Genomic DNA, 26,935 nt, shown 5'->3' with positions numbered 1-26,935 from the left:
CGGTACGTCCGGCTATGGCCACCTACTGGCGCCTCAACGCGGACGTGACCGTCGCGGTCTCTGCCGGAAGAGCGGTGTTCCTCGATATCGCGCATGACCGCTATCTCATGCTGCCGCCGCCGCTGAATGCGACCTTCATCGAATGGCTCGGCGGGCCGGCCGGACCGATGCCGGAGGCGTGCCTCAAGGCCCTCGCGGCACGGCTGGGCTTCGAGGATGAAGACCGGCGTCCGGCGCACCCGGTCTCGCTCGCCATCCCCTGCGATGTTCCTGGAACAATGCTTCCGCGCGTGCGACCCGGCCTGGGCGAGGCGCTCGGCGTCGCCGCGGCCGTCATCCGGGCCAGGCGCATGCTCCGCAAAATGCCGCTTCGCACCAATCTCGAACATCGCCGGTCGGCGCTTGAGCGTCCAGCGCGCAGGGCCGCCAATCGCCAGGCGACGGCCGTCAAAGCCGCCGTCTACCACGCCGTGCGGCATCTCGCCCCCGTGCGACGCGTCTGCCTGCTCGACTCGCTGGCGCTGGTCGACTGGCTCGGAGAGGACCTCGATGCGGTGCAACTGGTGTTCGGGGTTACGGCCTATCCGTTCGGCGCGCACTGCTGGGTCCAGACGCGACACGCGCTGCTCGGCGATCCGCCCGACACGATCGGGCGCTATGCGCCGATCCTTCATCTCGGCTGATGGGTAGCTGGTGCCTCCTCGTCGGCACAGGCGGCGATACCGACAAGGTCGAAGCGGTGGCGGTCGCCTTGACGCGCAGCGGGGCGCTCCGGCGCGAGCGCACCGGTGCCGGGCTCACGCTGCTCGCGAGCGACGCGGTGACGGTCCGCCCTCTCGGGGACGGCATCCTTCTCGGCCACCTTTTCACGCGCTCGGCCGATCCCGCGTCGGACACCGCCTCCCGGCCTCCGGACGATGACGGCACCGCGTTCGTGCGGCGCCATTGGGGCGCCTATGTCGCGGTCCGGCCGGCGGCGGATGGCATCGAGCTGCTCCGCGATCCTTCGGGCATGGCGCCCTGCTATATGGCGCGGTCCGGATCGGTCTGGTTGGTCACCGATGCGCCGCGGCTCCTGTTCGCGCACGGCTTGCTCACACCATCGATCGACTGGCGCATCGTGGCCGCTTCGCTGGTGAGCCATGACTGGCGGGGCGAGCAGACGGCGCTTGCGGGAGTCGAGGAAGTGCTGCCCGGAACGGTGGTCTCCGTCGGCCCCCGAGGCTTGGTGCGTCGTCGGGTGTGGGACGCCTGGGACTTCGCGCGGCCTGCACCCGGGCAGGACTTGTCCGCCGAGGCGCTCGCCGAGACGATCGACCGTTGCATGGCGGCCTGGGCCGGCGTCTACCGGCGGCCGCTCATTGAAATCTCGGGCGGGCTCGATTCCGCCGTCGTCGCCGCGGCCCTGGTGCGCCGCGCGGAGGCGCCGCAGCTCATCACCTTCGCCGCCGGACCGGGCGATCCGACCGAGCTCGGTTACGCGCAGGCGATCGCCGATGAGCTCGGACTTCCACTGGAGATCACCCATCCGCAAGTAGAGGACGTCGACCTCACCCGGTCGCATGCGTGCGACCTGCCGCGTCCCAATGCCCGCGCGTTCACACAGGCGGCCGATGCGCTGAGTCGCGCGCATGCCGGCGCCATCGGTGCGGACGCGTTCGCCAGCGGCGGCGGGGGCGACGATCTGTTCGGCTATCGCCAGTCGATCGCGCCGGCCATCGACAGGCTGTGGAGTGAAGGCCCCCGCTTCGCGGTGATCCGCACGCTCGATGACATCGCGCGGGTCAGCCACGCCACCTCATGGGAAGCGGTGACACGGTTCGTCCGCCGGATGGTGGCGCGCCGTCAGGTCGGGACAGATCGGAACGATATCAGGCTGCTTGCGCCGGAGGCTCGCGGATTGGCAGCCGTCCCGCACAGCGCGGAGGCGTGCGGCAACGGCTCGATGCCGGGCAAGGCCGCGCATGTGCGGGCGATCGCCACGCTCTCCAATCACCTTGAGGGTCACGGCCGGGCCTCGTTCGCGCCGGTCCTGTTCCCGCTCCTGTCGCAGCCGATCGTCGAATTCTGCCTCGCGGTGCCGAGCTGGCGCTGGTGCGAGGGCGGCGAGAACCGTGCGCTCGCGCGCCGCGCCTTCGCCGATCGCCTGCCGACATGCGTCATCGAGCGCCGCTCGAAGGGCGCCTTCGACGGCTTCTGCGCGCGCCTGTTCGATCGCAACCGCGGGCTTGTCGGCGAGTTGCTGCTCGAAGGCGGACTGGCCGGCCAGGGCATTCTCGACCGGGCTGCGGTCGAGGCCGCGATCAGGAACCCGGCACCGTCGGGCGAGCTGGTGATGCGCCTGCTGGCGCTGGTCGATGCGGAGGCGTGGCTGCGGAACTGGTCGGAGTAGCCCGCGACCGGGCTGCGAGGGCACGCCAGCGGCTATATTGCTCGCGCTTCGCCGGCGCTGGATCCTCGCGTCCGTTGAGCCAGAAGTCGAACCAGTCGATCGCCCGATCGTAGATCGCGAGGCGGTGCGCCGGGTGCCATTTCACATGATACTCGTCGGGAAAGACGTACATCTCGATCGGCGCATGACGCCGGTCGAACGTGACATAGGTTTCGAGGCCGAGGCGGAACTCGTCGTCAGGAAGCTGGAGAAGGATCGGCACGTCGATGCGATCGGCATTGGCGGCGAGCGAGTAGCGCCGCCAGAACGCCGGATCGTCGGCGCCCGGCTCGGGATAGCCCCAGGCGGTGGTGTCGTTGAGATAGCCGAGGCCGGCGGCGAAGTGCACGCTGCTCGAATCGTCACAGCAAGAGCTCATCGCCGCTGTGCGGAACCGGGTCGAATTGATGAGTGCGAACTGGACGCTGGCCGCACCGTCGCTGAGGCCCGAGATGCCGATCCGGGCGGGATCGACCACGCCCAATGCGATGCTCCGGTCGATGCCGGTCTCGATCGCCGACAGCATGCGCCGGCGCTCGGCGAAGCCGGTCATGCCGATCCGGATGAAGCTGGCGAGGTCGCGCGCGCCGGAATCGCTGGCATAGGGCCGAACGCGGTTGAAGCTCAGCACCGCGAAGCCGCGGCTGGCCAGAGCATGGATCGGATATTCGTCGCCGGTCCCGCCGCGCAGGAAGCCGCGGCTCTGGTACTGGACGATGACGAGCGGGTGCCGGTCGCCGGGGCGATGCCCGGGCGGAAGGACGAGATCGCCATAGCCGGCAACGCCTTGCGCGTCCGTCCATCGCAACCGCTGGACGTGGCCGGTGCGCAGCCGTGCGAAGGCGGGATTGGGATCGTAGATCGTGGTCGCGCGGCCGCTGTCCGGATCGACGCTGACGATCACTCGTGGGCGGGTCGGCGTTTCGCGCGCGCAGATCAGTCGCCGCGCGAGCAGCTGGCAGCCGATCAGGGCATCGGTGGTGGCGAGAAGCGGCACCGGCGCCGCCTCGCTGTCGACGCGCCAGCGATAGAGCGTGGTCGTGCCGCCGTTCTCGGGCGTGCCGCCCTGCATGAAGAGCAGCTCGCCCGGATCGCGCCACCATAGCGCCCCGACCGCGTCCGCGCAGGCTTCCATCGTGCAGGTGCGGGTCTGGCCTCCGGTCTCGACCTTAAGGCTGATAGCACCGAGGACGCGTCCTGGATCGGTCGGCGAGGTCCAGGCGCGGGCGCCGCTCTCCGATTGGGCGAAGAGCCGTGCGTTGGCGGGCCGATCGGCCAAGTCCCTGTCCGGCGCATCGGTGTCTGCGATCGTGCCGCCCGTCTCCGGGTCGACCAGCCGGTCCGTCTTCAGCAGCGGCAGCCTCGGGCGCGGCCGGTCCTTGGACAAGGTCCAGAAGCGTTCGTCATAGAGGAAGCCGCTACGCCCTTCGCGCTCGATTGCGGCGTTCGCGGTCGCCATCGGCCGGGTGGTGACGATCAGCGCCTTGCCGTCCTCGGACCAGCGGACGGCGCGCACGTCCTCGGCGTCATGCGTCACCGGTCCCGCGAAGCTTCCGTCGCTCCGCGCACGCCAAGCCTGGGTCACACCCCGGTCACGCCTGAGATAGACGAGCCAGCGACCGCCGGGCGACCATAGCGGCGTCACCGGCTGTTCGGTGCCCACCGGCAGGTCGGGAACGCCGTGGCTGTCGCCGCGCGCGAGGATGAATTCGCCGCCGACGTCGATCAGCCGCGGCGGCCTGGCGCCGTCGAGCGGCACGACGACGATCCCGATGCAATAGCGATCGGTATCGGGATCGGCCCGGCGCAGAGCGATCGCGAGCTCGGTGCCGTCGGGCGACAGGCTGAACGGCGACGGCCCCGACAGTGCGGTATCGGATCGCCCGAAATCGCGCAGTTCGACAAGATCGCGCGGGCTGACATCGCGCGCCACCGCAGGCTCCGCCGATATCAGCCACGTGCGGCAGCTCTCGGCCATGGCGGCCGATGGAACCATTAGCCATGCCGCCGCGAGGCCATAGCGCAGCACGGGTCTCACCATTTCTTGGTGACCGTGAGCGAGACGACCCGGCCGAGCGGGCTGGCGTTGTCCGGATCGAACCCGACCGAGAAGGGGCCGAGAAAATAGGCCGCCTTGGGCGGATCGCGGTCGAACAGGTTGGTGGCGCTCAGCGCGATGTTGAGATCATGGTCGGTTCCGGCTTTGCCGAAGCGATAGCCGATCTGCAGGTCGAACGTCGTCCACGAATGGACCTTCTGCGGCGTGGCGTTGGTGAGGTTGGTGTAGCCGTCGAGATAATTGCCGAACACGAAGATGCTGAGGCGGTCGTCGGACCAGCCGGCGCGGCCACGCAGGCGCAGGTCGACCGGGTTGCCGAGCCGGTCCACGACATCGGTCGAAGGCGCGGTGGCGGTGAGCGCCTGGTCGATATGGAAGATGTAGGCACCCGTCAGGCCGACATCGGCCTTCCCGCCGAGGAGGTCGAAACCGTAGCCCAGATCGAGATCCAGCCCGCTTTGCTTCACGGTCGAGAGATTCTGCAGCCGGGCGTCGATCAGCAGCGAAATCTGGCTGGGCGTCAGGTTGAAGGGGTTCTGGAAGACCGGAGAGGCGAAGTAGCCCTGGATCGTCGCGAGCGAGGGATTGGCATCGATGATGCCGGCATAGGTCGCGCGGTTGACCAGGAAGTTGAGCAGGTTCGCCGCCGGCGAGGCGATGCGGTCGCGATAGTGGATGTTGTAGTAGGTCAGGCTGAGCTGGAGGTTGGGGATCGACGGCGGCCGCACGTCCGCGCCGACGGTCCAGCTCGTTGCCCGCTCGGGACGCAGGTCGGGATCGTTGCCGCGCAGCACCAGCACGTTGGTCTGGCCGGTCGGAGAAGCCGGATCGGGCAAGGTATAGGCGAAGAAAAGCGAATTGGCCGGGTCCTGCCGCAGGTTGTTGAAGTTGGGCGCACGGAACGACTTGCCCCAAGTGCCGCGCACGGTCAGGCCCGAAAAGGGCTCCCATGCGATACCGAATTTCGGGTTGGTGGTGGACCCGAAGTCGCTATAGCGCTCGGCCCGCACCGCCGCCGAGAGATCGAGCCGCCGAAAGCCCGGCAGCGTGAAATCCTCGCCAAACACCGGTACGTGCACTTCGCCGTAGAGCGCGCGGACCCGGCGCGGCCCGGGCAAGGCGATCGGCGCGAGCGTCACGGGCGTCAGCGTGCTGACGTCGCTGATCGTCGTGCTATCGTTGTATCGTTCCTCGCGATATTCCCCGCCGACCGCCAGCCGGATGTCTCCGCCCGGAAGCGTGGCGAGCGGCCCATCCGCCCGCAGCGCCGCCGACCACACCGTGCCGCTGTTGCCCGAGCGGGTGGAACCGCGGACCTTGGCGATCGTCGCGGGATTGGTGGAGGGGCCGTCGCCGAACAGGTTGTAGGCCGTCGCAGGATCGGTGTCGGCCAGTGCGGCATTGAGCCGGGCGGTGTTCACCCGGTTGGAGATTGTGGTGCGCTCGGTCTGACGCCCCCAAGTGCCGTGCAGGTCGATGTTCCAGCGGCCGAGGTCGGCATCGAGTCCGAGGCTGCCGCCATAGGCTTCGACCCGGCCGCTGGTCGTCTCCGGACCGAGATCGCGCACGAAGCTGTACTGGACACGCACCGGCTGTCGGGTATCGATGGGGTCGACATAGAAGGGATTGGTCACCGGCACGGTGCGGGCGGCATTGCTGATCGGCCGCTCGCGCTGGGTGAAGCTGCGCGACGAATAGAGCCCGCGGGCATAGAGCCGGACGTTCGGCGCGAGCTTCTGGGTGGCGGCGGCGAAGACCGAGTGCCGACGCTGGTCCGGGAGCAGGTCGGCATCGGTCCAGTCGTTGCCGAGGTTGAACGTGCCCGCCACCAGATCGCCCGGCTTCAGACTGCGACCATCCTGTCCGCGCGGGATCGCGAAGGTACGGCCGTTCGCGGCGATGATGGTTCCTGGGTTCGCGTAGCGGGTGCGATTGTCGGTGCCGCCATAGTTTCGCAGATCGTCGGTGGCATAGGCCCGGTCCGCCGCAGCCAAGCGCGTCCGATGGTAATATTCGTAGGCGATCATCGCCTGCCCGCCCGACCAGCGGGTGCCGAGGAGCTGGCTCGCGACGATGTCTTGGGAATCGCCGTCGGCGGTGCCGATCCGGAACTTGGTTTCGGCCCCGGTGAAGTTGAGCCGCGGGATGATGTTGACGACGCCTGCAACCGCGTCCGATCCGTAGATGGCGGAAGCCCCATCGGCGACGATCTCGATCCGTTCGATCGCGGACGCCGGAATCATAGAGACATCGCTGAACACGCCGGAGAAGCCGCCGAGCGGCGGCCGATCGCCGTTCAGCAGGACCAGCGTCGATCCGGTGCCGAGCCCGCGCAGGTTGATGCTCGAACCGGCCGCGGTGTTGAACCCTGAGTCCGAATTGAACGACCCGGCGCCGTTGCCCTCGTTGGGAGAACCCCCGAAATTCTGCGGGATGGTCTGGGCGATGTCCTGCGTCGTGGCATAGCCGCTGCGCTCAATCGCCTGCCGATCGACGACAGTCACGGTCGAGCCCACCGGGCCGGACCCGCGGATGCGGGTTCCGGTGACGACGATCTCGCCCGAGGGTGCCCCTTGATCCCCTGGATCGCTGTCGCTGGACCGGACGCGCTCGATCAGCAGTCCGTCGCCTACCCGGCGTGCGGTCAGCCCCGAACCTGCGAGCAGCGCTTCGACGACTTCGCCGAGCGTATAGTCTCCTTGGATTGCCGGTGCCGTCCTGCCCCGAAGCAGTTCCGCGGGAGCGGCGATATTGCGCCCCGACCGCATCGAAACTTCGCGGAGCGACCGGGCAAGCGGTTGGGCGGGTAAATCGTAGCTCTGCCGTTGCTCCTGGGCGGCGGCTGCGGGAGTCAGGGGCGCGGACAGGCCCGCGACCGAAATGGACAAAGCAAGCGCGACCTTCGGAACAATCGACATTCGTGTCTTCCCCCTTTTGCGCACGCCTGCGTGGCGTTGCTTGGGGGACTTCGACGCGACTGCGCCCCGCTACCCTGGGAAATTATTTGTCCGGCTCGAGAACCAGGTTGTCGGCTTCGTCGCGCTCGACGCTCAAATGGAACATCGACCCGATCATTTCGGCGAGCTGTGCCGGTTCCCTGGCCTTGAAGGTGCCGGTGAAGCGACGCTCACCGCTCGCAGGATCACGAAGCACAATCTGGGTCCGGCTGTACCGGTTCGCCGAGGCCACCACATCCGCGAGCGGCGCGTCATCGAAGGACAGCATGCCCGAGGGCCAGCGCGTTTCTGGGACCTTGATCGCGATCGGCGCGGCGGTGGCCCGACCTCCGCTGAGAGCGAGCTGCTGGCCCGGTCTCAGCATTGTCGACGTCGCCGGCATACCGGCGGCGGCGGTCCGGCGAACCTCGACCGAGCCCTGCAGCAACACCACCAGGGTCTTCGATTGCCGCAGGTCGACGTCGAACACGGTTCCGTGCGCCACCACTTCGCCCGATCCGGCGACCACCACGAAAGGCCGCCGCGTATCATGCGCGACTTCGAAACGCGCACGGCCCCGTTCGAGCTGAAGGCGGCGCTGTTCTCCATCGAAGCGCACCTGCACCACACTGTTCGTATCGAGCGTGACGCGCGAACCGTCCTCGAGGGTGAAGGTGCGGATCTCGCCGACCCTGCTCGCCAGCATGGTTTGGGATGCCACGTTGTGCCGACCGGTGCCGGTGAGAACGAGGCCACCGGCAACGAACAGTAGCAATACCGCGGCCACAGCGGCGGCGGCCTTCCACCATGACGGGCCGGCGGCGAGTCGCGGCTGCCGTGCGAAGGGCGTTCGCGATACGAGCGCGGTGTCGTCCCAGCTGTCGAGCAACGCGTCATAGGTATCGGCGTGCTGCGGATCGGCGGCGTACCAGGTCTCGAAGTCCGCGATGTCCCGGTCGGATGGCCCCGCTCGCAGGCGGGCGAGCCAGGCAATCGCCTGCTCACGCGCCGCCTCAGGCGCACCGGGGTCCATCCTTCGCTGCTCCATCAGCGCCTCAGGACTCGATCGAGATGATCAATTGCCTTCGTCATGTGCCACTCGACGCCTTTTACGCTCAAGCCGGATCGCTCCGCGATCTGCTTGTAGCTCAATCCGTCGAGGCGGTGGGCGAGGAATATCTCGCGGGTCTTCGGCTTCAGGCGCATCAACGCGGTCTGTAGCCGATTGAGCTTGTCCCGCGCTTCGAGGGCCGCGACCAGATCGGGGCCGGCCAGGGGAACGTCGTCCGCCGCGACATGGCTTGCGAGCGATCGCTGCACAGCAGACTTGGCGCGGTCGCGCAGCAGGTTCGTGGCGATCTGGTTGAGATAGGCCTCGGGGCATTCGATGGTCTGCTCGCGGCAGGCATCGGAGTTCGCGAAACGGACGAAACTCTCGTGCACGAGGTCGCCGGCATCCTGCCGGTCGGCACGACGGGAGAAATAGCGCAGCAGCCGCGGTCCATGGACACGATAGAGATCGTCCAAAGCCAGAGAGGCGCGGACGACGCGGTCCTCCGGCGGCAGCGGATCATCCTCGCACAGTCGGGGAACGGTGGCGGGCTTGAGGAAGCTGCCGATCATCCGCGCCGCCGTTCCTGGCCGAACGTGACCGCTTCCTTGCAAACCTGCTCGCTAGTGCTGAACCTGTCGACCATGCCCGTCTGACCCACAACCGTGAGCGCTCGGGGCGAAAGCCGGGTGTTGAGAACATGCTTGAGACATGCGCCGGCGCCTTTAGCCGCAAGCGGCCTGGACATGCGCGTCGGCCACCCGGCCGAACGGGTTGCGGGTCTCTACTCTCAAGCGAGGTTCTCACGCCTCGGCGCCACCCTCGTGGCGCACGATCAGATTAATATTCTGAAGACGATACGCAAGCCGTTCGCGCACCGTTAGGAATTCAGAACCGGATACCGGCGGCTAACCGCCGAATGCAAAAGCGTGGACGTGACGGTCTTGGGGGTTTGGAGACAACAGGCTGCATGCCAAGGGCGCGAGATTATCCCGAGCGTGGAACGAAAATTCGGCACAGGACACGAATGAGTGCGAAATCTGCCTCTTGCCGCGGGGCTGGGGTCCGGCCCCCGTCTTGACGCGCCTCCCCGTCGCACCAAAATTCTGACAAGCGGCACCCTGTCCGCAAACGAGAAAGGAGCGACGATAGAGAAAGGAGCCAGGATATGTCGCAACCGTTTTCCCGTTTTCTCCACCCCTTCGATGTTGCGCGTCATCCCAGTCTGGAGCCGGAGGTGAAACGCGCCATTCTCGCATCCTGGGCATCCGACCGGTCGGCGGTGAGAGATCAGCCCGGCTTGCGGAAACCGCCCGGCGCAAAACGCGCCGTTTCGATTGATGAGATTCTCACGGCGATGCATGAACTGGACAAGGGCCCAGATCCGATGCGGCAACTGCAATGACCCTGCGAGGCCTTATCGCTCAGCTGGAGGGCTACGGCCCGACGGAGGCGCGCGCGGTCGACGGCATCGCACCACTGCCGTGAAACGCAGCCTGGCGCAGCGCTGGCGGTCGCGCGGCGGGCGGAGAATCCGCATTGTGCTCGCCTTCGATGACATCATGGAGTTCGCCCTGGCGCTGCTTTCGCTCTCGCCTGCAGAACTTGCGGATCTGGGCTGGACGTTCACCGATCGGAAGCGGCTGCTCGGCTATTTCCTCGAATGCGGGAAGAAGGCGCAGGGAATTGCGCCCGAAAAGGTGGGAGAGACGCCGATCGAACTCAGTCTGCCCCAACGCGATGTCGCGCGATTGCGCCGTTTCGCCCGCCGCGAGCTTCCCAGGACGGCGCCCAATGCGCGCGTCATCACGAGGGTGCTGAATGCGCTGGATCAGCAGCACTAGTCGCCGGGCGTCCGCGAGCCGCGCGCAGGTCGATCAACGCGCGAGAAATGGCGCGGCCGCGAGGCCGTCGAATATGAACTGGATGGCCAGGCCGGCGAGCAGCACACCGGAAATGCGGCCCACCACGTCGGCGCCGGTGCTGCCGAGCAGTCGAACGAGGCGGTCGGCCGCGAGCATCGCCAGCCAGGTCAGCAGCGCACAAACGACGATCATGCCCAGCACGCCGCCGGCTTCGACCAGGCTTTGCGCGCGGCCCATGACGAGCACCGCTGCCGACAGGCTGCCGGGACCGGCGATCAAGGGAAATGCCAAGGGGAACACTGCGATATCGCCGGGCTGTTCGGCCTCGCGGCGCTCACCCTCGCTGATCGACGACAGCCCCGGACTCGAGAAGGTGAGCGTCAGGGCCTGAAGGAACAGAAGCGCGCCGCCCGCTACGCGGAACGCGGGCAACGAGATGTGCAGCAGCGAGAGGACGATGCCGCCGGCAAGCGCGAACAGCAGCAGGACCGAGACGGCTATCAGGACCGAGCGCGCGGCAAGGCTGATCCGATCGCTGCGGTGAATGCCGGAGGTGAGACCCGCGAAAACCACGGCCGTCTCAATGGGGCCGATCGTCACGAGCAGGGTAATGAAGCTGGAGAGCATGCCAGATGGCGCGTGCATGACCACGTCCCATTGCCGCATAGAAGAGCATCGTGGCGGGAGCGGCATTCACGCCGCTCCCGACGATCGTCCTTCCAAGTCGATGTGTCGGTTCGAAATTTATCCTGCCGAAGCCACTGCCGGTTGCTGCATGGCGTGATCGAGCTGCGGAGCCATAACGATCGGATATTGGCTGCAGCATCGCGCATGCGGACCCGTGGGCCAGCAGCACAGTCGCGGCGGCGCTTCGCCGGTCAAACAAGGCTGCGCCGGCCTGCGCAAAGCCGGCGAGCCTCGCAGCTCGAACGGCACGCCTTCGCGCCGGCAATAGCGCTCGGCCGCTTCACGGTCGGGAAAGCGAAGCTCGATCTGTGCGAGCGGATCGCCACCGCCGGTCCATCCGGTCAGCGGATCGACGCGCGGACGCCAGCGTTCTGCGAATCGCAGCCGCCAGGCACCCGCACCCGCCCGACCCGCCTGATTGACCGCCACCGGCACGGACTCGATGATCGCCACGGCATCGGGCGGCAACGCGCTCGCATGGCTCGGACCCGCCCGGCGATTGTCATTGGCGGCGAGCGCCCTGGCCTCGCGCCGAGTCCCAACCGGTTGGAGGCTCGGCCCGGGACCGAGGTCCCGGGCCTGCCCGTCATGCCGCCTTGCCATTGACCGGGATGCGGCGAATATTTTCGTTCGCCGCCTCCGTTTTCGGCAGGGTGACAGTCAGTACGCCGTTCTTGAAGCTGGCGTCCGCCTTGTCGCGATCGACGCCCTTCGGCAGGCCGATGCGCCGCTCGAAGCGTCCATAGCTGCGCTCGGTATAGCCGCGATCCTTGTCCTCGACCTCGGACTTCTTCTCGCCGCGCAGCGTCAGCACGCCTTCCTCGACGGTGATCTCGACATCCTTCTCATCGAGGCCGGGAAGTTCGGCTGTGACCCGGATTTCCTTGTCGGTCTCGGCGAGCTCCAGGTTCGGCCAGGAAAGCCCGCGGTCGAAGCCGCCGAGCGACGGCACGCCGAAGCCGCGGAAGACATCGTCGAACAGACGGTTCACCTCGCGGTGAAGCGAGAGCAGCGGATGGGTGTTGTCGTCGCGGTCGCGCTCGGCGCTGACCGGAACGGGGAGCCGGTTTTCCTGCCGGCTCCAGGGAATGAGATTACGAAAAGCCATGACAATCTCCTTTCTCTCTGAAGAAGGGCAGAACCTGCCCGGCGCCGCTAGCGGGGGGGTCTTGGGAGCGGCGCCGGCAGGCCGGTGCGGCGCAGGATCAAGCAGCCTCGCTGATCTTGTCCTTCGCCGCGCCGATCCGATTCTGGGCGGTCGCACCGCCACCGATTTCGATCCGGCGCGGCTTCATCGCCTCGGGCACCACGCGCTTGAGCGCGATGCTGAGCAGGCCGTTCTCGAAGCTGGCGTCGCCCGCTTCGATGAAGTCGGCGAGCTGGAAGCGCCGCTCGAACGCGCGCGCGGCGATGCCGCGATGCAGATATTCGCCCTTGCCGTCGTCCTCGGCGCGCTTGCCGGTGACGGTGAGCTGGTTCTGCTGCGCCACCACCTCGATATCCTCGGGGCGGAAGCCGGCGACCGCGAGCGTGATGCGGTAGCTGTCCTCGCCGTCCTTGAGGATGTCGAAGGGCGGATAGCCGTCGTCCTCGCGCGCGCCTGCCTCAAGCAGGTTGAAGAGGCGGTCGAAGCCGACCGTGGAGCGCCTGTAGGGCGCGAAGTCGAAGTTGGTTCTCATCGCCAAATCCTCCATTTGAGCAATTTGGGCATGAGACGCGCCGGAGAGAGCCGACGCTCTCAGTGTCCAACCGGACCCGGTTCCCAGCGTCCGGCGACAAAGAGCTAATAAGCCGAAAACCGGTTTCAAGAGAAAAATCACGTTGCCGGCTCGCCGACCGATCCACCTTTCGAAAACCAAATGCTCTTCGAAAGCCCCCTTGAAATCGCCATGACGAAAACAAGATTAGGCCTGCGGACCGGGCCCCTCTGACGGCGGCTGTTCCAGCCTCCGTGATGTCGGACCGCATCGAGCGCGCTCGGTGCAGGATCGCAGGCTTCACGCCGAAGCCCCCGAGTGCCTCATCGACTTGGAAACAATGGAGTGAGGCATGAACAGACCATTTGATCCCGTTACTTATCCGCCGCCTTCGTCTGCGCGCGCGGCAAGCGCCACTGTGTACGACGAGGGCCTGCGCCGGCACATGCTCGGCGTCTATCGCAACATGGCGCTGGGCCTCGGCATCACGGCGCTCGCCGCGCTGCTGATCGCGAGCACGCCCGCGCTCTATCAGCCGATCTTCGGCACGCCGCTCAAATGGGTGGCGATCTTCGCGCCGCTGGCTTTCGTGCTGTTCTTCTCGTTCCGGGTCGAGCGGATGACGATCGGACAGGCCCGGACGGCCTTCTACGCCTTCGCGGCGGTGATGGGCGTGTCGATGGCGAGCATCTTCCTCGTCTTCACCGGCACCAGCATCGCACTGGCCTTTGCGAGCGCGGGGGCGATCTTCGCAGCCATGAGCCTGTGGGGCTACACGACCCATGTCGACCTGTCGCGCTGGTCGACCTTCCTGATGGTCGGCCTCATCGGCGTCGTCATCGCCAGCCTCGTCAACCTGGTCGTCGGGTCCTCGACGCTCCAGCTCGTCTTCTCGATCGCCGGCGTGCTGGTGTTCACCGGCCTCACCGCCTGGGACACCCAGCGGCTGAAGAGCGAGTACCTGGCCTATGCGGGCAGTGAACGCGCCGACAAGCTGGCGGTGATGGGCGCGCTGTCGCTCTACCTCAACCTCATCAACCTGTTCCAGCTGCTGCTGGGCCTGTTCGGGCAGCGCGAAGAGTAACGGAGAGCCGCGGCATGTCGACAATCGCGCACAATGCTACCCATGCCGGTGCGGGCGGCGAAGCCCGCGCCGGCGCTTCGCTGCTCAGCCGCAACTGGGGATGGTTCGTCGTCCGCGGCTTCCTCGCGCTTCTCCTGGGCGCGGTGGCCGTCCTGTTTCCGGTGAGCGCGCTGTTTGCCTTCACCATGGTGTTCGCCGCCTATGCCGGCGCCGACGGCCTGTTTTCCACGATCGCCGGCGTGAGGGGCGCAACGCGCAACGAGGAGCGCTGGTGGGCGCTCGTCCTGCGCGGCATCGTCGGCCTCGCGGTTGCGGTGCTGTTCGTGCTGATGCCCTTTGCTGCGACGGTCAGCTATGCCTTGGTGACGCTTGGCATTCTGAGCGCGTGGGCCATTCTGGCCGGCGTGCTGGAGATCGCCGCAGCGGTCCGCCTGCGCAAGCAGATCGAAGGCGAGTGGCTGCTCGGCCTGTCGGGTGCGCTCTCCATCGTATTGGGGTTGGCGGTGCCGGTGGCGCTCGCGGTCACACCCTTTGCCACGATCCTGTCGGTCGCCTGGGTAATCGCCAGCTATGCGATCATCGCCGGCGTCGTGCTGATCGGCCTGGGCCTGCGGTTGCGCCGCCAGGAGGAGAAGAAGCCGGAGGAAGGAGCCCACACCCTGTGAGCCCGCGCGCACCGGGTTTGCGCCTGCCGCGCAGCTGGCTGGCCTTGCTGGTCGCGACCGGGCTGGCCTCCGGTCTGGCGGGCGGGGCCGCGGTAGCCTGGCTCGAGGCCGGGCCCGAAACGGCCACGGTGGCGGGCAGTGCACCCGCCCCGACCGATGCGGTTCCGCTCAACCGACTGACGGTCGCTCCGCTCGTTGCGCGGGTCGCGCCCGCCGTGGTCAACGTGGCGGTATTGCAGGCCTCGCCCTATGCGCAGAACCCCCTCCTGCGCGATCCCTACTATCGCTTCTTCCTCGGTGTGCCCGATGAGGCTCTGGCGCCGCGGATATCGGCGGGCTCTGGGTTCGTGGTCGATGCGGCACGCGGACTGGTGGTCACGAACCACCATGTCGTCGAGAACGCCCGCGCCATAGCCGTCGGCCTGGGTGATCGTCAGGTCGAAGCCGAGTTCCTCGGCAGCGATCCCGCCACCGATATCGCCGTGCTGCGCATTCCTGCACGCGGCCTGAAGCAGATTCCGCTCGGCGATTCCGACCGGACGCGGGTCGGGGACTATGTTGTCGCCATCGGCAATCCGTTCGAGGTGGGCCAGACCGTCACGGCCGGCATCGTCAGCGCCTTGCGCGCGCCGTCTGAAGGCGGTCCGCGCTACGTTCAGACCGACGCGCCGATCAACCCGGGTAATTCCGGCGGCCCTCTCATCAACATGCGCGGTGAGGCGATCGGCGTGAACAGCGCGATCATTGCTCCCGGCGGCGGCAACGTCGGTATCGGTTTGGCGGTGCCGTCGCGGGTGACGCGCCAGGTGGTCGAGCGCATTTCGCATGTCACATTGGATCGGTAGACCGCAGGTCCCCGGCCGAACGTTGCGCATTTCCGATCCACGGCTCTCCTACTTTTCGCCAGGGTCTCTCGTTCCTCGGTCGTCAACTACGTCGTAGCCCCAAGACATCGGTGCGATTCTATTGCCGCAGGTTTCCCTCACACGCGCCGAACTCTATGAACTCGTATGGGCTGCGCCGCTCAAAAGGGTCGCCGCGCAATTCGGCATTGCGGGCGCGCGCCTCGCCCAGATCTGCGATGCGCATCATGTTCCGCGCCCGGATCAGGGCCATTGGACCCGATTGGAACTCGGCAAAGCCGTGCGGGTGCATCCGCTCCTGGCCCCGCCGGCGGGGGTGTCTGAAACGGTTTCCATTCCTTCAAAGCCACCAACCGCCAGTAAAAAGGAAATCGCGCCACCAAGAGCAGCGGCGGTTGCGCCGAAGCTGCAGGTCGCCGAGCGGCTTGTTCGTCCACACCCGCTGGTCGCCGAATGGATTGCCACTCGCGAACAGCAGGTCCGCAAGAAGGACAAGGTTTACGACACCCGTCTGAAGCGTCTTGTCATGCCGATGCCGCTGACCCCGGCCGACCGCAGGCGGCTCCGTCTTGCCGACGCGATCTTCAAGGCGGTCGAGAAGCAGGGCGTGCAGGTCAAAAAGGGCGATCGCCGCGAATTGCTGATGGTGCGCGCCGGCGAGCAACTTACGTTTCAGCTGCGATATCGGCTCAAGCGTGGACAGCGCCAGCCTACGGCGGACGAACTGCGCTGGCGCGTAGCGGACGCGCAGTGGGTTTATGAACTCTACGAAACCGACGCGCTGGTCTTCGAGATCAAGACCTGGCTTCCGCGGGGAACGCGCTCTGAATGGGAAGATTCAAAGCGCGCAACCCTCGAACAGCAGCTCGACGATATCGTCGCCGGGATCATGGTGGCATTCCCGGCGCTGGAGCAGCTTCGCAGGGAAAGGGAGGAAGAACGCCGCCGGAGCGAGATCGCTGCCCGCGAACGGCGCGAGCGCGAGAATGCCCAAAGGCTCGACGCCGCACGTTTCCGGCGCCTGCTCGAACTGGCTTCCGCCTGGCGCGAGGCCGAGCTCGCCCGGGCGTTCCTCGCGGCCTTGCGGGAGTGGGTGCCGCCCGGTTCGCCACCGGTCGCCGGCATCGAAACCACAGACTGGCTCGCCTGGGCGGAGCGGAAGGTCGACGAACATGACCGGCTCGGCAGCGATCCCGGCTCGATCCTGGAATCGATCGCCGAGGTGACCTTGTGGACCTACCCCGGAGAGTGAAGGGTCGAGCTAGGTGCGCCGCGCGCCGAAGTTCGGCTTCAGGACCTTTGCGCCGTCCCGGAGATGGTCGAGGTGATCGGACCAGTGCTGCATCATCCGCACCCGCTCATCCCAATATTCGCCGCGGGTATAGGCCCGGCGCACGCCGTTGTTTTCCATGTGCGCGAGCTGGCGTTCGATCGCGTCCGGGTTGAACAGGCCCGCTTCGTTCAGGAGTGTCGCCGCCATTGCGCGGAAGCCATGCGCGGTCATCTCGTCGTGCTTGAAGCCGAGCACGCGAAGCGCCGCATTCACCGTGTTCTCCGACATCGGACGGCGCGGCGAGCGGAAGGACGGGAAGCAGTAGCGCCAGGTGCCGGTAAGTTCGTACAGTTCCTCGAACAGACCGATGACCTGGGTCGAGAGCGGAACGCGGTGCGGCCGGCGCATCTTCATCTTTTCCGCCGGGATCGCCCAGACCGCGCGCTCGAAGTCGAACTCGCTCCATTCGGCCTGCCGCAGTTCCCCGGGCCTGACGAACAGATGGGCGGAGAGCCTGAGCGCATAGAGCGTGATCGCGTGGCCGCTGTAGCCTTCGATCGCCCGCATCAGCTCGCCCGCGCCCTTCTCCGTGGTGATCGCGGCGAGGTGCTTCACCTTGGGAACGGTAAGCGCGCCGCGAAGGTCGCGCGCCGGGTCGTGCTCGGCCCGCGTCGTGGCAATCGCGTAGCGGAAGATCCGGCTCAGCACGCTGCGCATCCGGCGCGCGCTTTCGTAGCGGCCGGTGGCCTCGATCGAACGGAGCACGGCGAGCACTTCCTGTGCGGTGATCTTCGCGATCGGGCGGTTGCCGAGCTTGGGGTAGGCCTTGGCAAGTAGCCAGCGGACCTTGCTCAGCGTGACCTCCGCCATCCCCTCGCGTTCGTTCTTGGCGATCCATTCCTCGGCGACCAGCTTAAAGCTGTTCTCCTCGGACAGCTTCTCCCGTGCCGCGGCGAGCTTGGCTTCATGCGACGGGTCGCGGCCGGCGGCGATCATCCGCCGCGCGTCGTCGCGCTGCCCGCGCGCATCGACGAGGCTGACCTCCGGCCATGCGCCGAAGGAAAGCGTCCGCTGCTTGTCGAGATGGCGATAATTGAGTCGCCACAGCTTGCGGCCGTTAGCCTTGACGAGAAGGTAGAGGCCTTCGCCGTCGGACAGCTTGTAGTCGCGCTCCCTCGGTTTGGCGTTGGCGACGGTCGTGGCGAAAAGCTTTCCCATGATGGTATCGTCCCTGTCCATCAGGGGCCACCGATACCATCAAGAATACCAACTTTGTTCCCGATTGGTGCCGGAACAGCCCGGATTTGACCGGACGGTCATAGCACAAAAAACGGCGGAAATCTGCCGTTTTTTTGCCGTTCTCGGATGTCCTCGGAAGAACAAATGGTGCCCAGAAGAGGACTCGAACCTCCACGCCCTTGCGAGCGCCAGCACCTGAAGCTGGTGCGTCTACCAATTCCGCCATCTGGGCACGGGGTAGGCCGGCGCCTCTAGGGGAGGGGGTGCGGGGTTGTCAACGCACTTTGGCGGTAAAAAATGCGGAGCCTTGCTCGCGGCTTGCCGTTTGGGTTGGGACGCGGCATTGCGGGGCGCAATCGACGGGTGCGAAAGGCAGTTTTGACGACCATGCGGGACAAGCTCATCACCCTTTTCGGCGGCGGCGGCTTCGTCGGGCGCTATGTTGCGCAGGAACTGATGGCGACGGGCGCGCGCGTTCGGATCGCTCAGCGCGACCCGCGGCGGGCCTTTTTCCTGAAGCCCTTGGGCGGCCTCGGCCAGGTGCAGTTCGTCGGTGCCGACGTGACACGGCCAGACACGATCGCACGAGCCGTCGACGGCGCCGATGCGGTAGTGAACCTCGTCGGCACCTTCACCGACTATCAGCGCATCCAGGTCGACGGTGCGCGGCTGGTGGCCGAGGCGACCGCCGCTGCGGGGGCAGGGGCGCTCGTCCATGTCTCGGCCATCGGTGCCGATCCGGCGAGCGCGTCGCGCTACGGCCGCAGCAAGGCCGAGGGCGAGGCGGCGGTGAAGGCCGCGTTCCCGACCGCGACGATCCTGCGCCCCTCGGTCGTGTTCGGGCGCGAAGACCAGTTCGTCAATCGTTTCGCCGCGCTGATCGCGGGGCCGCTGCCCGTCATCCCGGTGCTCAAGCCCGGGGCGAAGTTCCAGCCCGTTCACGTCGTAGACGTCGCCCGTGCCGCGGCGGCGTCAATCGCCGACACCAAGGCGCACGGCGGCCATACCTACGAGCTTGGCGGACCGGAGGTCTTGTCGATGCTCGACCTGCATCGCTGGATCGCCGACGCGACTGGCCGACGGAAGACCTTCGCGCCGCTGCCCGACGTTGCCGGCGCGGCGCTGGCGAGCCTGGGCAGGCTGCCCGGCGCGCCGATCACGCGCGACCAGTGGCTGATGCTTCAGCGCGACAATGTTGTGGCCGACGGGGCAGCGGGGTTCTCTTCGTTCGGCATCGCGCCGACGCCGCTGGGCGCGGTCGCGCCGGGGTGGCTGGTGCTCTATCGCCGACAGGGGCGTTTCGGACAGACCGGCCACCCGGCCTGAACCTTTATATCTGTTTCAAGCGCCGGCGGGGGATTGCATGGGCGAGTTACTGACGGTTCTCCTGCTGGGCGCGATCGAGGGGCTGACCGAGTTCCTGCCGGTGTCGTCGACCGGCCATCTGATCCTGGCGGGCGAGCTGCTGGGCTTCAACGATGCGAGTTCGGTCGCGTTCAAGATCGCGATCCAGCTCGGTGCGATTTTGGCGGTGCTGGTCGTCTATTGGCGGCGCTTCTGGAACGTCGGCACGGGGATGTTGGCGGGGCGCGCCGATGCGTGGCGGTTCGTACGCAACATTCTGGTCGGCTTCGCGCCGGCGCTGGTGATCGGCGTCGTCGCTTACGACGTGGTGCGCGCGGCGATGCAGACGCCGGTGATCGTCGCGGTCGCGTTGATCGTCGGCGGCGTCGCGATCCTCGCGATCGAGCGGATGGTGAAGCGCGTGCGCGTCGCCAGTGTCGAGGCAATGCCGCTCGGCACCGCGGGCGCGATCGGCGTCGTCCAGTGCATGGCGATGGTGCCGGGCGTCAGCCGGTCGGGCGCGACGATCATGGGCGCGCTCTTGATGGGTGTCGAACGCAAGACTGCGGCCGAGTTCAGCTTCTTTCTCGCGGTGCCAACCATGGTCGCGGCGACGACCTACGCCTTGTGGAAGGACCGCGCGCTGCTGAGCTTCGACGACCTGCACGCGATCGCCATCGGCTTCGGCGCGGCGTTCGTCGTGGCGCTGCTGGTGGTCAAGGCATTCGTTGCGCTGGTTTCACGCTACGGGTTTGCGCCGTTCGCCTGGTATCGGATCGTCGTGGGAAGCGCCGCGCTGATCTGGTTGCTCGCGCGCTGATACCGGATCGGACCTATTGGATTTGCTGTGAACGCTTAGGAGATCAAGCCTTCAGCAGATTACAAGTAAGTGGGTCTGTATTGCTTACCTAATTACGGTTTTGTGCGTGACAGCGTGACCGATTGAAATTATACGCGCCTCCGGATCGAGAGGGACGCGAGATGACTGCCACGCTCAAATTTGTCGAAACCGCGCAGGATTATCCATCTAAGCGCGCCGCCGACGAGCGTAATCGCGACTTTCGCGAGATCGCCGACCGCTTCGCGCCGCCAAAGGCGGGGGAGCAGGCGGGTCGCTGTTCACAGTGCGGGGTGCCCTATTGCTCGGTGCACTGCCCGCTTCACAACCACATTCCGGACTGGCTGCGCCTGACCGCCGAGGGACGGCTGCGCGAGGCGTATGAGCTGTCCAACGCCACCTCGACCATGCCCGAGATCTGCGGGCGCATCTGTCCGCAGGATCGGCTGTGCGAGGGCAATTGTGTGATCGAGTTCTCCGGCCACGGATCGGTCACGATCGGCTCGGTCGAGAAGTACATCACCGACACCGCGTGGGAAGAGGGCTGGGTCGAGCCGCTGGTGCCGGGCCGCGCCCGCGGCCAGTCGGTGGGCGTGATCGGTGCAGGACCTGCGGGGCTGACGACCGCCGAATATCTGCGCGTCGCCGGATACGAGGTCCACGTCTATGACCGGCATGATCGCGCCGGCGGGTTGCTGACCTACGGTATCCCCGGCTTCAAGCTCGAGAAGCATGTCGTCACCCGCCGCGTCGATCGGCTGAAGGCGGGCGGTATCGTCTTTCATGAGGGGTTTGAGGTCGGCCGCGATGCGACCCTGGACGAGCTGCGGTCGCGGCACGACGCGATCCTCATCGCGACGGGCGTCTACAAGCCGCGCGCGATCAAGGCACCGGGCGTGGGGGCGGGCGGGGTGGTCGATGCGCTCGACTATCTCATCACCTCGAACCGCAAGAGCTTCGGCGATCCGGTGGCGGCGTGGGACGACGGCAGCCTGAATGCCGAGGGCAAGGACGTGGTCGTGATCGGCGGCGGCGACACCGCGATGGACTGCGTGCGGACTGCGGTGCGCCAAGGGGCGAAGTCGGTGAAGTGCCTCTATCGCCGCGACCGGGCCAACATGCCCGGCAGCCAGCGCGAGGTGGCCAATGCCGAGGAGGAGGGCGTCGAGTTCGTCTGGCTTGCCGCGCCAGAAGCGTTCGATGCCGCGGCCGAGGGCCATGTCGAGGGCGTGCGCGTGACGAAGATGCGCCTCGGCGCCCCTGACGCCAGCGGCCGCCGCGCGCCCGAACCCGATCCGGGCAGCGAGGAGACGCTGAAGGCCGACCTCGTCATCAAGGCGCTGGGTTTCGATCCCGAGGACCTGCCGACGATGTTCGGGGCGCCCGAACTCGGCGTCAATCGCTGGGGGACGCTGCGGGTCGACAACAAGTCGATGATGACCAGCCTCGACGGTGTATTCGCGGCCGGAGACATCGTGCGGGGCGCGTCGCTGGTGGTGTGGGCGATCCGCGACGGCCGCGACGTCAGCGACCGGATGCACGCCTGGCTGCGGGCGAAGGCGAAGGCGGCGAAGGTGGCGGCATGATCGCGCTGGCATTGCTTCTCGCGCTCGGGGCACCGCAGCAGGTGCCAGCCGGCCGGGTGCTGCCAGCAGCCGTCGAGCCGGATCGGACCGCTGCTGCGTTGGAACTGGTTCGCCTGATCTATTCGGAGCGGCTGATGCGTCTGCAGGCAGAGATCATGCTGAACGGCGTGCTGCCGAGTGCGCTCGCCGCCGATCCCGAAGTACGTGCGCTCGAAGCGAAGTATCCCGGTTTCACGGAGCGGATGATCGGAATCGGCCGGGCGGAAATGCTCCCGACGGTAGTCGCGCGGCTGCCCGATCTTCATGCGCGACTCTCGCCGATCTATGCGCGCAGTTACAGCGTCGCCGAGTTGGAACGGATCGCCGCTTTTTATCGCAGCGAGGCTGGCCAGCGGATGCTCGAGGCCGGGACACAGAATGCCGATTTGGGCGAGTTTGCGCGCGAGGCCATGTCGACGGGCGGTGCGGCCCAACTTTCTGACTCGCAGATTTCGGCGATCCGCGAAGCCGCACTTGACCGTACGCTCGCCGGGATGCCCGAAGCCGATCTCGACGCTTTTGTTGCGATGACACAATCCGTTGGGGCCGAACGCTTTGATCGGGTCGCAGCCGAAGCATCGGCGGTGCAAAACTTCTGGTCGCGAGAACCCAACCCGGCGCTCGATGCCATAATCCAGACCCGCGCCGCCGAACTCGTTGCTGAGTACGAGGCTCGCGAGCGGGGAAAACCTGCGGTTCCATGACCGTCCGCACATGCCCGAACCTCCCGACCGTATTTCAGGGGCTACCTGCCATGACTTTCGAAACCGAACGCCTCCGCCTCGCCGCGCACGGCATGTACCGCCCCGAGTTCGAGGGAGATGCCTGCGGCGTCGGCCTCGTCGCTGCGACCGACGGCAAGCCGTCGCGCCGGGTCGTGCAGTCGGCGATCGACGCGCTGCGCGCCGTCTGGCACCGCGGCGCGGTCGATGCCGATGGCAAGACCGGCGACGGCGCGGGCATCCATGTCGACCTGCCGCACCGCTTCTTCGACGACGCCGTCGTCGCGAGCGGACATCGGGTGCTCCCGAACCGGCTTGCCGTCGGCATGGTGTTCCTGCCGCGCACCGACCTTGGCGCGCAGGAGACGTGCCGCACGATCGTCGAGGCGGCGATCATCGAGGCCGGCTACACCATCTATGGCTGGCGGCAGGTGCCCGTCGATGTGTCGGTGATCGGGCAGAAGGCGCAGGCGACCCGGCCCGAGATCGAGCAGATTATGATCGCCGGGCCGCTGCCGGCGGAGCAGGACGAGAGCGAGTTCGAAAAGAACCTCTACCTCGTCCGCCGCCGGATCGAGAAGGCGATCATCGCCGCGCAGATCACCGGTTTTTACATCTGCTCGCTGTCCTGCCGATCGATCATCTACAAGGGCCTGTTCCTGGCGGAGAGCCTCAGCGAATTCTATCCGGACCTTGAGGACGAGCGGTTCGAAAGCCGCGTCGCGATCTTTCATCAGCGTTATTCGACCAACACCTTTCCGCAATGGTGGCTGGCGCAGCCGTTCCGGTGCCTGGCGCACAATGGCGAGATCAACACGATCCGCGGCAACAAGAACTGGATGCTGAGCCACGAGATCAAGATGGCCTCGATCGCGTTCGGCGAGCATTCGGAGGACATCAAGCCTGTCATTCCTGCGGGCGCCAGCGACACCGCCGCGCTCGACGCGACGTTCGAGGCGATTTGCCGCTCGGGCCGCGACGCGCCCACCGCCAAGCTGATGCTGGTGCCCGAGGCGTGGCAGGGCCGCGCCGACATGCCGCCAGCGCATGTGGCGATGTACACCTATCTCGCGAGCGTGATGGAGCCGTGGGACGGCCCCGCCGCGCTCGCGATGACCGACGGTCGCTGGGCGGTCGCGGGGCTTGACCGCAATGCGCTGCGTCCGCTGCGCTACACGCGCACCGCCGACGGCCTGCTGATCGTGGGCTCCGAGACGGGCATGGTTGTCGTGCCCGAGACGAGCGTGGTCGAGAAGGGCCGGCTGGGGCCGGGCGAGATGATCGCCGTCGACCTCGCCGAAGGACGGCTGTTCCACGACCGCGAGATCAAGGATCGGATCGCGGGTGAGCACGACTATGCCGCGATGATCGCCGGCTATCTGTCGGTCGCTGACCTGCCGCAGGTCGAGGAGGAAGCCGTCCGCTTCGATCGTGCCGAGCTGGCGCGCCGACAGGTAGCGGCAGGGCAGACGCTTGAGGACATGGAGCTGATCCTTGCGCCGATGGTCGAGACATCGAAGGAGGCGGTCGGCTCGATGGGCGACGACACGCCGCTTGCCGTCATCAGCGACAAGCCGCGCCTCATCAGCCAGTTCTTCCGCCAGAATTTCAGCCAGGTGACGAACCCGCCGATCGACCCGCTGCGCGAACGGCATGTGATGAGCCTGAAGACGCGCTTCGGGAACCTCGCCAACATTCTTGATGTCGAGGCGGCTAAGGGCCGGGTCTTGATACTCGAATCGCCGGTGCTCGTCGGCAGCGAATGGGCGCGCCTCAAGGCCTATTTCGGTGGCCAGTCGGCGGAGATCGACACGACGTTCGAGGCGGGTAGCGGTCCCGAGGGTCTGCGCGCTGCGATCGCGCAGCTTCGCCAACAGGCCGAGCAGGCGGTGCGCGAGGGGCGGACCGAACTGTTCCTGACCGACGAGCGGATCGACGAGGATCGCGTCGCGATTCCCGGCGTGCTCGCCGCCGCCGCCGTCCACACGCACCTCGTCCGCCGGGGGCTGCGCTCCTACGCAAGCGTCAACGTGCGGACGGCCGAATGCCTCGACACGCATTACTTCGCGGTGCTGATCGGCGTCGGCGCGACGACGGTGAATGCCTATCTGGCGGAAGCGGCGATCGCCGACCGGCACGCGCGCGGGTTGTTCGGCGATCTTACCCTCGCTGACTGCCTCAAGCGCTACCGCAAGGCGATCGACGAGGGGCTCTTGAAGATCATGTCGAAGATGGGGATCGCGGTGATCTCCAGCTATCGCGGCGGCTATAATTTCGAGGCGGTGGGATTGAGCCGCGCGCTGGTGGCCGACCTGTTCCCCGGCATGCCCGCCAAGATCTCGGGCGAGGGCTATGCCTCGCTCTACGTCAATGCCAGCGACCGGCATGCGGCGGCGTTCGATGCCGCGATCGTCAATCTGCCGATCGGCGGCTTCTATCGCCAGCGACATTCGGGCGAGGTCCACGCCTATTCGGCGCAGCTGATGCACCTGCTGCAAAGCTCGGTGTCGACCGACAGCTATTCGACCTACTTGCAATTCTCGCGCGGGGTGCGCGACCTGCCGCCCGTCTATCTGCGCGACCTGCTCGAGTTCAATTTCCCGCGCGAGGGGGTGAACATCGATCAGGTCGAGGCGATCACCGAGATTCGCAAGCGCTTCGTCACCCCCGGCATGTCGCTCGGCGCACTCAGCCCCGAGGCGCACGAGACGCTGGCGATCGCGATGAACCGCATCGGCGCCAAAGCGGTGTCGGGCGAGGGCGGCGAGGACAAGGTCCGCTACCAGCCCTATGACAATGGCGACAACGCCAACTCGGTCATCAAGCAGGTAGCGTCTGGCCGGTTCGGCGTGACGGCGGAATATCTCAACGCCTGTGACGAGATCGAGATCAAGGTGGCGCAGGGGGCCAAGCCCGGCGAGGGCGGCCAGCTGCCCGGCTTCAAGGTGACCGAGTTCATCGCGCGGCTGCGTCATTCGACGCCGGGTGTCACGCTCATCAGCCCGCCGCCGCACCACGACATCTATTCGATCGAGGATCTGGCGCAGCTCATCTACGACTTGAAGCAGATCAACCCGCGCGCCCGCGTCTGCGTCAAGCTGGTCAGTTCGGCGGGCATCGGCACCGTCGCGGCGGGCGTGGCGAAGGCGCATGCCGACGTCATCCTCGTCTCCGGCCATGTCGGCGGCACGGGCGCCAGCCCGCAGACGTCGATCAAGTATGCCGGCACGCCGTGGGAAATGGGGCTGAGCGAGGTCAACCAGACGCTGACGCTCAACGGCCTGCGCGGGCGGGTGAAGCTGCGCACCGATGGCGGGCTCAAGACCGGACGCGACATCGTCATCGCCGCGATCCTGGGCGCCGAGGAGTTCGGCATCGGCACACTGAGCCTCGTCGCAATGGGCTGCATCATGGTGCGCCAGTGCCATTCGAACACCTGCCCGGTGGGTGTCTGCACGCAGGACGAGAAGCTGCGCGCCAAGTTCGTCGGCACGCCCGAGAAGGTCATCAACCTCATGACCTTCATCGCCGAGGAAGTGCGCGAGATCCTCGCGCGGCTCGGCGTCCGGAGCCTTGACGAGGTGATCGGCCGCACCGAGTTGCTGCGTCAGGTCAGTCGCGGCGCCGAGCATCTCGACGACCTCGACCTCAACCCCATTCTCGCCAAGGTCGATGCGACCGATGCCGAGCGGCGGTTCAGCCTGTCGACCTTCCGCAACGAGGTGCCCGACAGCCTCGACGCGCAGATGATCAAGGATGCCGCGCCCGTTTTCGCGCGCGGCGAGAAGATGCAGCTCACCTACTCGGTTCGCAACACCCACCGCGCGGTCGGCACGCGGCTTTCGAGCGAGCTGACACGGCGGTTCGGCATGTCGAAGCTGGCCGACGATCACGTCCATGTCCGCCTGCGCGGAAGCGCGGGCCAGTCGCTCGGCGCGTTCCTGTGCAAGGGCGTGACGCTGGAGGTGTTCGGCGACGCCAACGACTATGTCGGCAAGGGGCTGTCGGGCGGGCGCATCGTCGTGCGACCGATGGTCTCCTCGCCGCTTGCCAGTCAGGAGAACACGATCCTCGGAAATACCGTCCTCTACGGCGCGACCTCGGGCGAACTCTTCGCCGCGGGCCAGGCGGGCGAGCGCTTCGCCGTGCGCAACTCGGGCGCGAAGGTGGTGGTCGAGGGCTGCGGCGCCAATGGCTGCGAGTATATGACCGGCGGCATCGCCGTGGTGCTGGGCGAGGTCGGTACCAATTTCGGCGCGGGCATGACCGGTGGCATGGCGTTCGTCTACGATCCCGACGGCAAGTTCCCCGAACGTGCCAATGGCGAGAGCCTGATCTGGCAGCGCCTCGCCTCCGCGCACTGGGAAGGGGTGCTCAAGGGTCTGGTCGAGCGTCATGCCGAGGTTACCGACAGCAAATGGTCGACCGGCCTGCTCGAGGATTGGGACCGGACGCGCGGCGCCTTCTGGCAGGTCGTCCCGCGCGAGATGCTCGAGCGGCTCGAAGTGCCGATCGATGACCGGACGGCACCGGAGGTGGTCGCGGCGGAGTAGCGG

22 protein-coding genes and 1 tRNA gene are annotated in these 26,935 nt (G+C 66.9%); 13 read left to right on the top strand and 10 right to left on the bottom strand.

Annotation, left to right across the window (positions count from 1 at the left end; genetic code table 11):
• Positions 1-44 precede the first annotated feature (44 nt).
• Together COC42_RS02810 and COC42_RS02805 are read left to right on the top strand one after the other, a co-directional pair.
• A complete protein-coding gene (locus COC42_RS02810) occupies positions 45-683 on the top strand; it encodes a lasso peptide biosynthesis B2 protein (RefSeq protein WP_217991251.1) in 639 nt (212 codons plus the stop codon).
• Positions 683-2,392, top strand: a complete 1,710-nt coding sequence (locus COC42_RS02805) for an asparagine synthase-related protein (protein WP_096341743.1) — start codon at positions 683-685, stop codon at positions 2,390-2,392. Before COC42_RS02810 ends, COC42_RS02805 begins: the two co-directional genes overlap by 1 nt.
• Here COC42_RS02805 and COC42_RS02800 read toward each other — a convergent pair.
• The 4 genes from COC42_RS02800 to COC42_RS02785 form a co-directional block, all read right to left on the bottom strand.
• On the bottom strand, positions 2,304-4,460 hold the full coding sequence (locus tag COC42_RS02800; RefSeq protein ID WP_176484539.1) for an Atxe2 family lasso peptide isopeptidase: 2,157 nt from the start codon (positions 4,458-4,460) through the stop codon (positions 2,304-2,306). The genes COC42_RS02805 and COC42_RS02800 overlap by 89 nt on opposite strands.
• Before the next feature lie 5 nt (positions 4,461-4,465).
• Positions 4,466-7,408 (bottom strand): TonB-dependent receptor, encoded by a 2,943-nt coding sequence (locus COC42_RS02795; RefSeq protein ID WP_096341741.1) that lies wholly within the window; start codon positions 7,406-7,408, stop codon positions 4,466-4,468.
• A gap of 82 nt (positions 7,409-7,490) precedes the next feature.
• Positions 7,491-8,459 (bottom strand): FecR family protein, encoded by a 969-nt coding sequence (locus COC42_RS02790; protein WP_176484538.1) that lies wholly within the window; start codon positions 8,457-8,459, stop codon positions 7,491-7,493.
• Positions 8,460-8,473: 14 nt separating this feature from the next.
• Positions 8,474-9,049 (bottom strand): RNA polymerase sigma factor, encoded by a 576-nt coding sequence (locus tag COC42_RS02785; RefSeq protein ID WP_096341739.1) that lies wholly within the window; start codon positions 9,047-9,049, stop codon positions 8,474-8,476.
• Positions 9,050-9,645: 596 nt separating this feature from the next.
• Between COC42_RS02785 and COC42_RS02780 the strand changes: the two genes are divergently transcribed.
• Positions 9,646-9,882 (top strand): hypothetical protein, encoded by a 237-nt coding sequence (locus tag COC42_RS02780; protein ID WP_096341738.1) that lies wholly within the window; start codon positions 9,646-9,648, stop codon positions 9,880-9,882.
• A 79-nt stretch (positions 9,883-9,961) separates the two neighbouring features.
• Entirely contained in the window at positions 9,962-10,321 is a 360-nt protein-coding gene (locus COC42_RS02775) for a hypothetical protein (RefSeq protein ID WP_096341737.1), read from the top strand.
• A gap of 33 nt (positions 10,322-10,354) precedes the next feature.
• On the opposite strand, the gene COC42_RS02770 is transcribed toward COC42_RS02775, so the two are convergent.
• From COC42_RS02770 to COC42_RS02755, 4 genes are all read right to left on the bottom strand, one after another.
• On the bottom strand, positions 10,355-11,008 hold the full coding sequence (locus COC42_RS02770; RefSeq protein ID WP_245843777.1) for a MarC family protein: 654 nt from the start codon (positions 11,006-11,008) through the stop codon (positions 10,355-10,357).
• Positions 11,009-11,086: 78 nt separating this feature from the next.
• Positions 11,087-11,497, bottom strand: a complete 411-nt coding sequence (locus COC42_RS02765; RefSeq protein ID WP_245843776.1) for an NADH dehydrogenase ubiquinone Fe-S protein 4 — start codon at positions 11,495-11,497, stop codon at positions 11,087-11,089.
• A 118-nt stretch (positions 11,498-11,615) separates the two neighbouring features.
• Positions 11,616-12,137, bottom strand: a complete 522-nt coding sequence (locus tag COC42_RS02760) for an Hsp20/alpha crystallin family protein (protein ID WP_096341734.1) — start codon at positions 12,135-12,137, stop codon at positions 11,616-11,618.
• 97 nt (positions 12,138-12,234) lie between these two features.
• Complete coding sequence (locus COC42_RS02755) at positions 12,235-12,708, bottom strand: Hsp20 family protein (protein ID WP_096343052.1); 474 nt, start codon at positions 12,706-12,708, stop codon at positions 12,235-12,237.
• Between the two features lie 370 nt (positions 12,709-13,078).
• Here COC42_RS02755 and COC42_RS02750 point away from each other — a divergent pair, with 370 nt between their 5' ends.
• The 4 genes from COC42_RS02750 (at position 13,079) to COC42_RS17345 (ending at position 16,590) form a co-directional block, all read left to right on the top strand.
• Positions 13,079-13,810: a Bax inhibitor-1/YccA family protein gene (locus tag COC42_RS02750; RefSeq protein WP_380911194.1), complete on the top strand. Its 732-nt coding sequence runs from the start codon at positions 13,079-13,081 to the stop codon at positions 13,808-13,810.
• A 14-nt stretch (positions 13,811-13,824) separates the two neighbouring features.
• Positions 13,825-14,475 carry an HdeD family acid-resistance protein gene (locus COC42_RS02745; protein ID WP_096341733.1) on the top strand — a complete coding sequence of 217 codons (651 nt, stop codon included), beginning with the start codon at positions 13,825-13,827 and terminating at the stop codon, positions 14,473-14,475.
• Positions 14,472-15,320, top strand: a complete 849-nt coding sequence (locus COC42_RS02740; protein ID WP_176484537.1) for a S1C family serine protease — start codon at positions 14,472-14,474, stop codon at positions 15,318-15,320. Before COC42_RS02745 ends, COC42_RS02740 begins: the two co-directional genes overlap by 4 nt.
• Positions 15,321-15,441: 121 nt before the next feature.
• Entirely contained in the window at positions 15,442-16,590 is a 1,149-nt protein-coding gene (locus tag COC42_RS17345) for a hypothetical protein (RefSeq protein ID WP_141395766.1), read from the top strand.
• 9 nt (positions 16,591-16,599) lie between these two features.
• Here the strand turns inward: COC42_RS17345 and COC42_RS02725 are convergent, their stop codons facing one another.
• Together COC42_RS02725 and COC42_RS02720 are read right to left on the bottom strand one after the other, a co-directional pair.
• Positions 16,600-17,829 carry a tyrosine-type recombinase/integrase gene (locus tag COC42_RS02725; RefSeq protein ID WP_096343049.1) on the bottom strand — a complete coding sequence of 410 codons (1,230 nt, stop codon included), beginning with the start codon at positions 17,827-17,829 and terminating at the stop codon, positions 16,600-16,602.
• A 166-nt stretch (positions 17,830-17,995) separates the two neighbouring features.
• Positions 17,996-18,082, bottom strand: a tRNA-Leu gene (locus COC42_RS02720).
• 155 nt (positions 18,083-18,237) lie between these two features.
• Between COC42_RS02720 and COC42_RS02715 the strand changes: the two genes are divergently transcribed.
• The 5 genes from COC42_RS02715 (at position 18,238) to gltB (ending at position 26,932) form a co-directional block, all read left to right on the top strand.
• The gene (locus tag COC42_RS02715; protein WP_096343048.1) at positions 18,238-19,176 is read left to right on the top strand and encodes a complex I NDUFA9 subunit family protein; all 939 of its coding nucleotides are present in this window, start codon (positions 18,238-18,240) and stop codon (positions 19,174-19,176) included.
• 37 nt (positions 19,177-19,213) lie between these two features.
• Positions 19,214-20,014: an undecaprenyl-diphosphate phosphatase gene (locus COC42_RS02710; RefSeq protein WP_096341730.1), complete on the top strand. Its 801-nt coding sequence runs from the start codon at positions 19,214-19,216 to the stop codon at positions 20,012-20,014.
• A gap of 161 nt (positions 20,015-20,175) precedes the next feature.
• Positions 20,176-21,618: an NAD(P)-dependent oxidoreductase gene (locus COC42_RS02705; RefSeq protein WP_096341729.1), complete on the top strand. Its 1,443-nt coding sequence runs from the start codon at positions 20,176-20,178 to the stop codon at positions 21,616-21,618.
• A complete protein-coding gene (locus COC42_RS02700; RefSeq protein WP_141395765.1) occupies positions 21,615-22,361 on the top strand; it encodes a DUF2059 domain-containing protein in 747 nt (248 codons plus the stop codon). The genes COC42_RS02705 and COC42_RS02700 overlap by 4 nt, the downstream gene beginning before the upstream one ends.
• A gap of 50 nt (positions 22,362-22,411) precedes the next feature.
• Positions 22,412-26,932, top strand: coding sequence for a glutamate synthase large subunit (gene gltB / locus COC42_RS02695; RefSeq protein ID WP_096341727.1), 4,521 nt, complete (start codon positions 22,412-22,414; stop codon positions 26,930-26,932).
• Positions 26,933-26,935: the final 3 nt, after the last annotated feature.

The sequence above is a fragment of the Sphingomonas spermidinifaciens genome (genome assembly GCF_002351485.1).
Taxonomy (GTDB): Bacteria; Pseudomonadota; Alphaproteobacteria; order Sphingomonadales; family Sphingomonadaceae; genus Sphingomonas; species Sphingomonas spermidinifaciens.
Note: the sequence above shows the minus strand (reverse complement) of the source record. Positions and strands in the feature narration are given on the sequence as shown.

What these genes read in the sequence shown, in the direction of transcription:
- COC42_RS02805 (WP_096341743.1), top strand. Translation starts at nt 683, where the DNA reads ATGGGTAGCTGGTGCCTCCTCGTCGGCACAGGCGGCGATACCGACAAG.
- COC42_RS02795 (WP_096341741.1), bottom strand. Translation starts at nt 7,408, where the DNA reads ATGTCGATTGTTCCGAAGGTCGCGCTTGCTTTGTCCATTTCGGTCGCG.
- COC42_RS02790 (WP_176484538.1), bottom strand. Translation starts at nt 8,459, where the DNA reads ATGGACCCCGGTGCGCCTGAGGCGGCGCGTGAGCAGGCGATTGCCTGG.
- COC42_RS02785 (WP_096341739.1), bottom strand. Translation starts at nt 9,049, where the DNA reads ATGATCGGCAGCTTCCTCAAGCCCGCCACCGTTCCCCGACTGTGCGAG.
- COC42_RS02780 (WP_096341738.1), top strand. Translation starts at nt 9,646, where the DNA reads ATGTCGCAACCGTTTTCCCGTTTTCTCCACCCCTTCGATGTTGCGCGT.
- COC42_RS02770 (WP_245843777.1), bottom strand. Translation starts at nt 11,008, where the DNA reads ATGCGGCAATGGGACGTGGTCATGCACGCGCCATCTGGCATGCTCTCC.
- COC42_RS02760 (WP_096341734.1), bottom strand. Translation starts at nt 12,137, where the DNA reads ATGGCTTTTCGTAATCTCATTCCCTGGAGCCGGCAGGAAAACCGGCTC.
- COC42_RS02755 (WP_096343052.1), bottom strand. Translation starts at nt 12,708, where the DNA reads ATGAGAACCAACTTCGACTTCGCGCCCTACAGGCGCTCCACGGTCGGC.
- COC42_RS02750 (WP_380911194.1), top strand. Translation starts at nt 13,079, where the DNA reads ATGAACAGACCATTTGATCCCGTTACTTATCCGCCGCCTTCGTCTGCG.
- COC42_RS02745 (WP_096341733.1), top strand. Translation starts at nt 13,825, where the DNA reads ATGTCGACAATCGCGCACAATGCTACCCATGCCGGTGCGGGCGGCGAA.
- COC42_RS02725 (WP_096343049.1), bottom strand. Translation starts at nt 17,829, where the DNA reads ATGGGAAAGCTTTTCGCCACGACCGTCGCCAACGCCAAACCGAGGGAG.
- COC42_RS02715 (WP_096343048.1), top strand. Translation starts at nt 18,238, where the DNA reads ATGCGGGACAAGCTCATCACCCTTTTCGGCGGCGGCGGCTTCGTCGGG.
- COC42_RS02710 (WP_096341730.1), top strand. Translation starts at nt 19,214, where the DNA reads ATGGGCGAGTTACTGACGGTTCTCCTGCTGGGCGCGATCGAGGGGCTG.
- COC42_RS02705 (WP_096341729.1), top strand. Translation starts at nt 20,176, where the DNA reads ATGACTGCCACGCTCAAATTTGTCGAAACCGCGCAGGATTATCCATCT.
- COC42_RS02700 (WP_141395765.1), top strand. Translation starts at nt 21,615, where the DNA reads ATGATCGCGCTGGCATTGCTTCTCGCGCTCGGGGCACCGCAGCAGGTG.
- gltB (WP_096341727.1), top strand. Translation starts at nt 22,412, where the DNA reads ATGACTTTCGAAACCGAACGCCTCCGCCTCGCCGCGCACGGCATGTAC.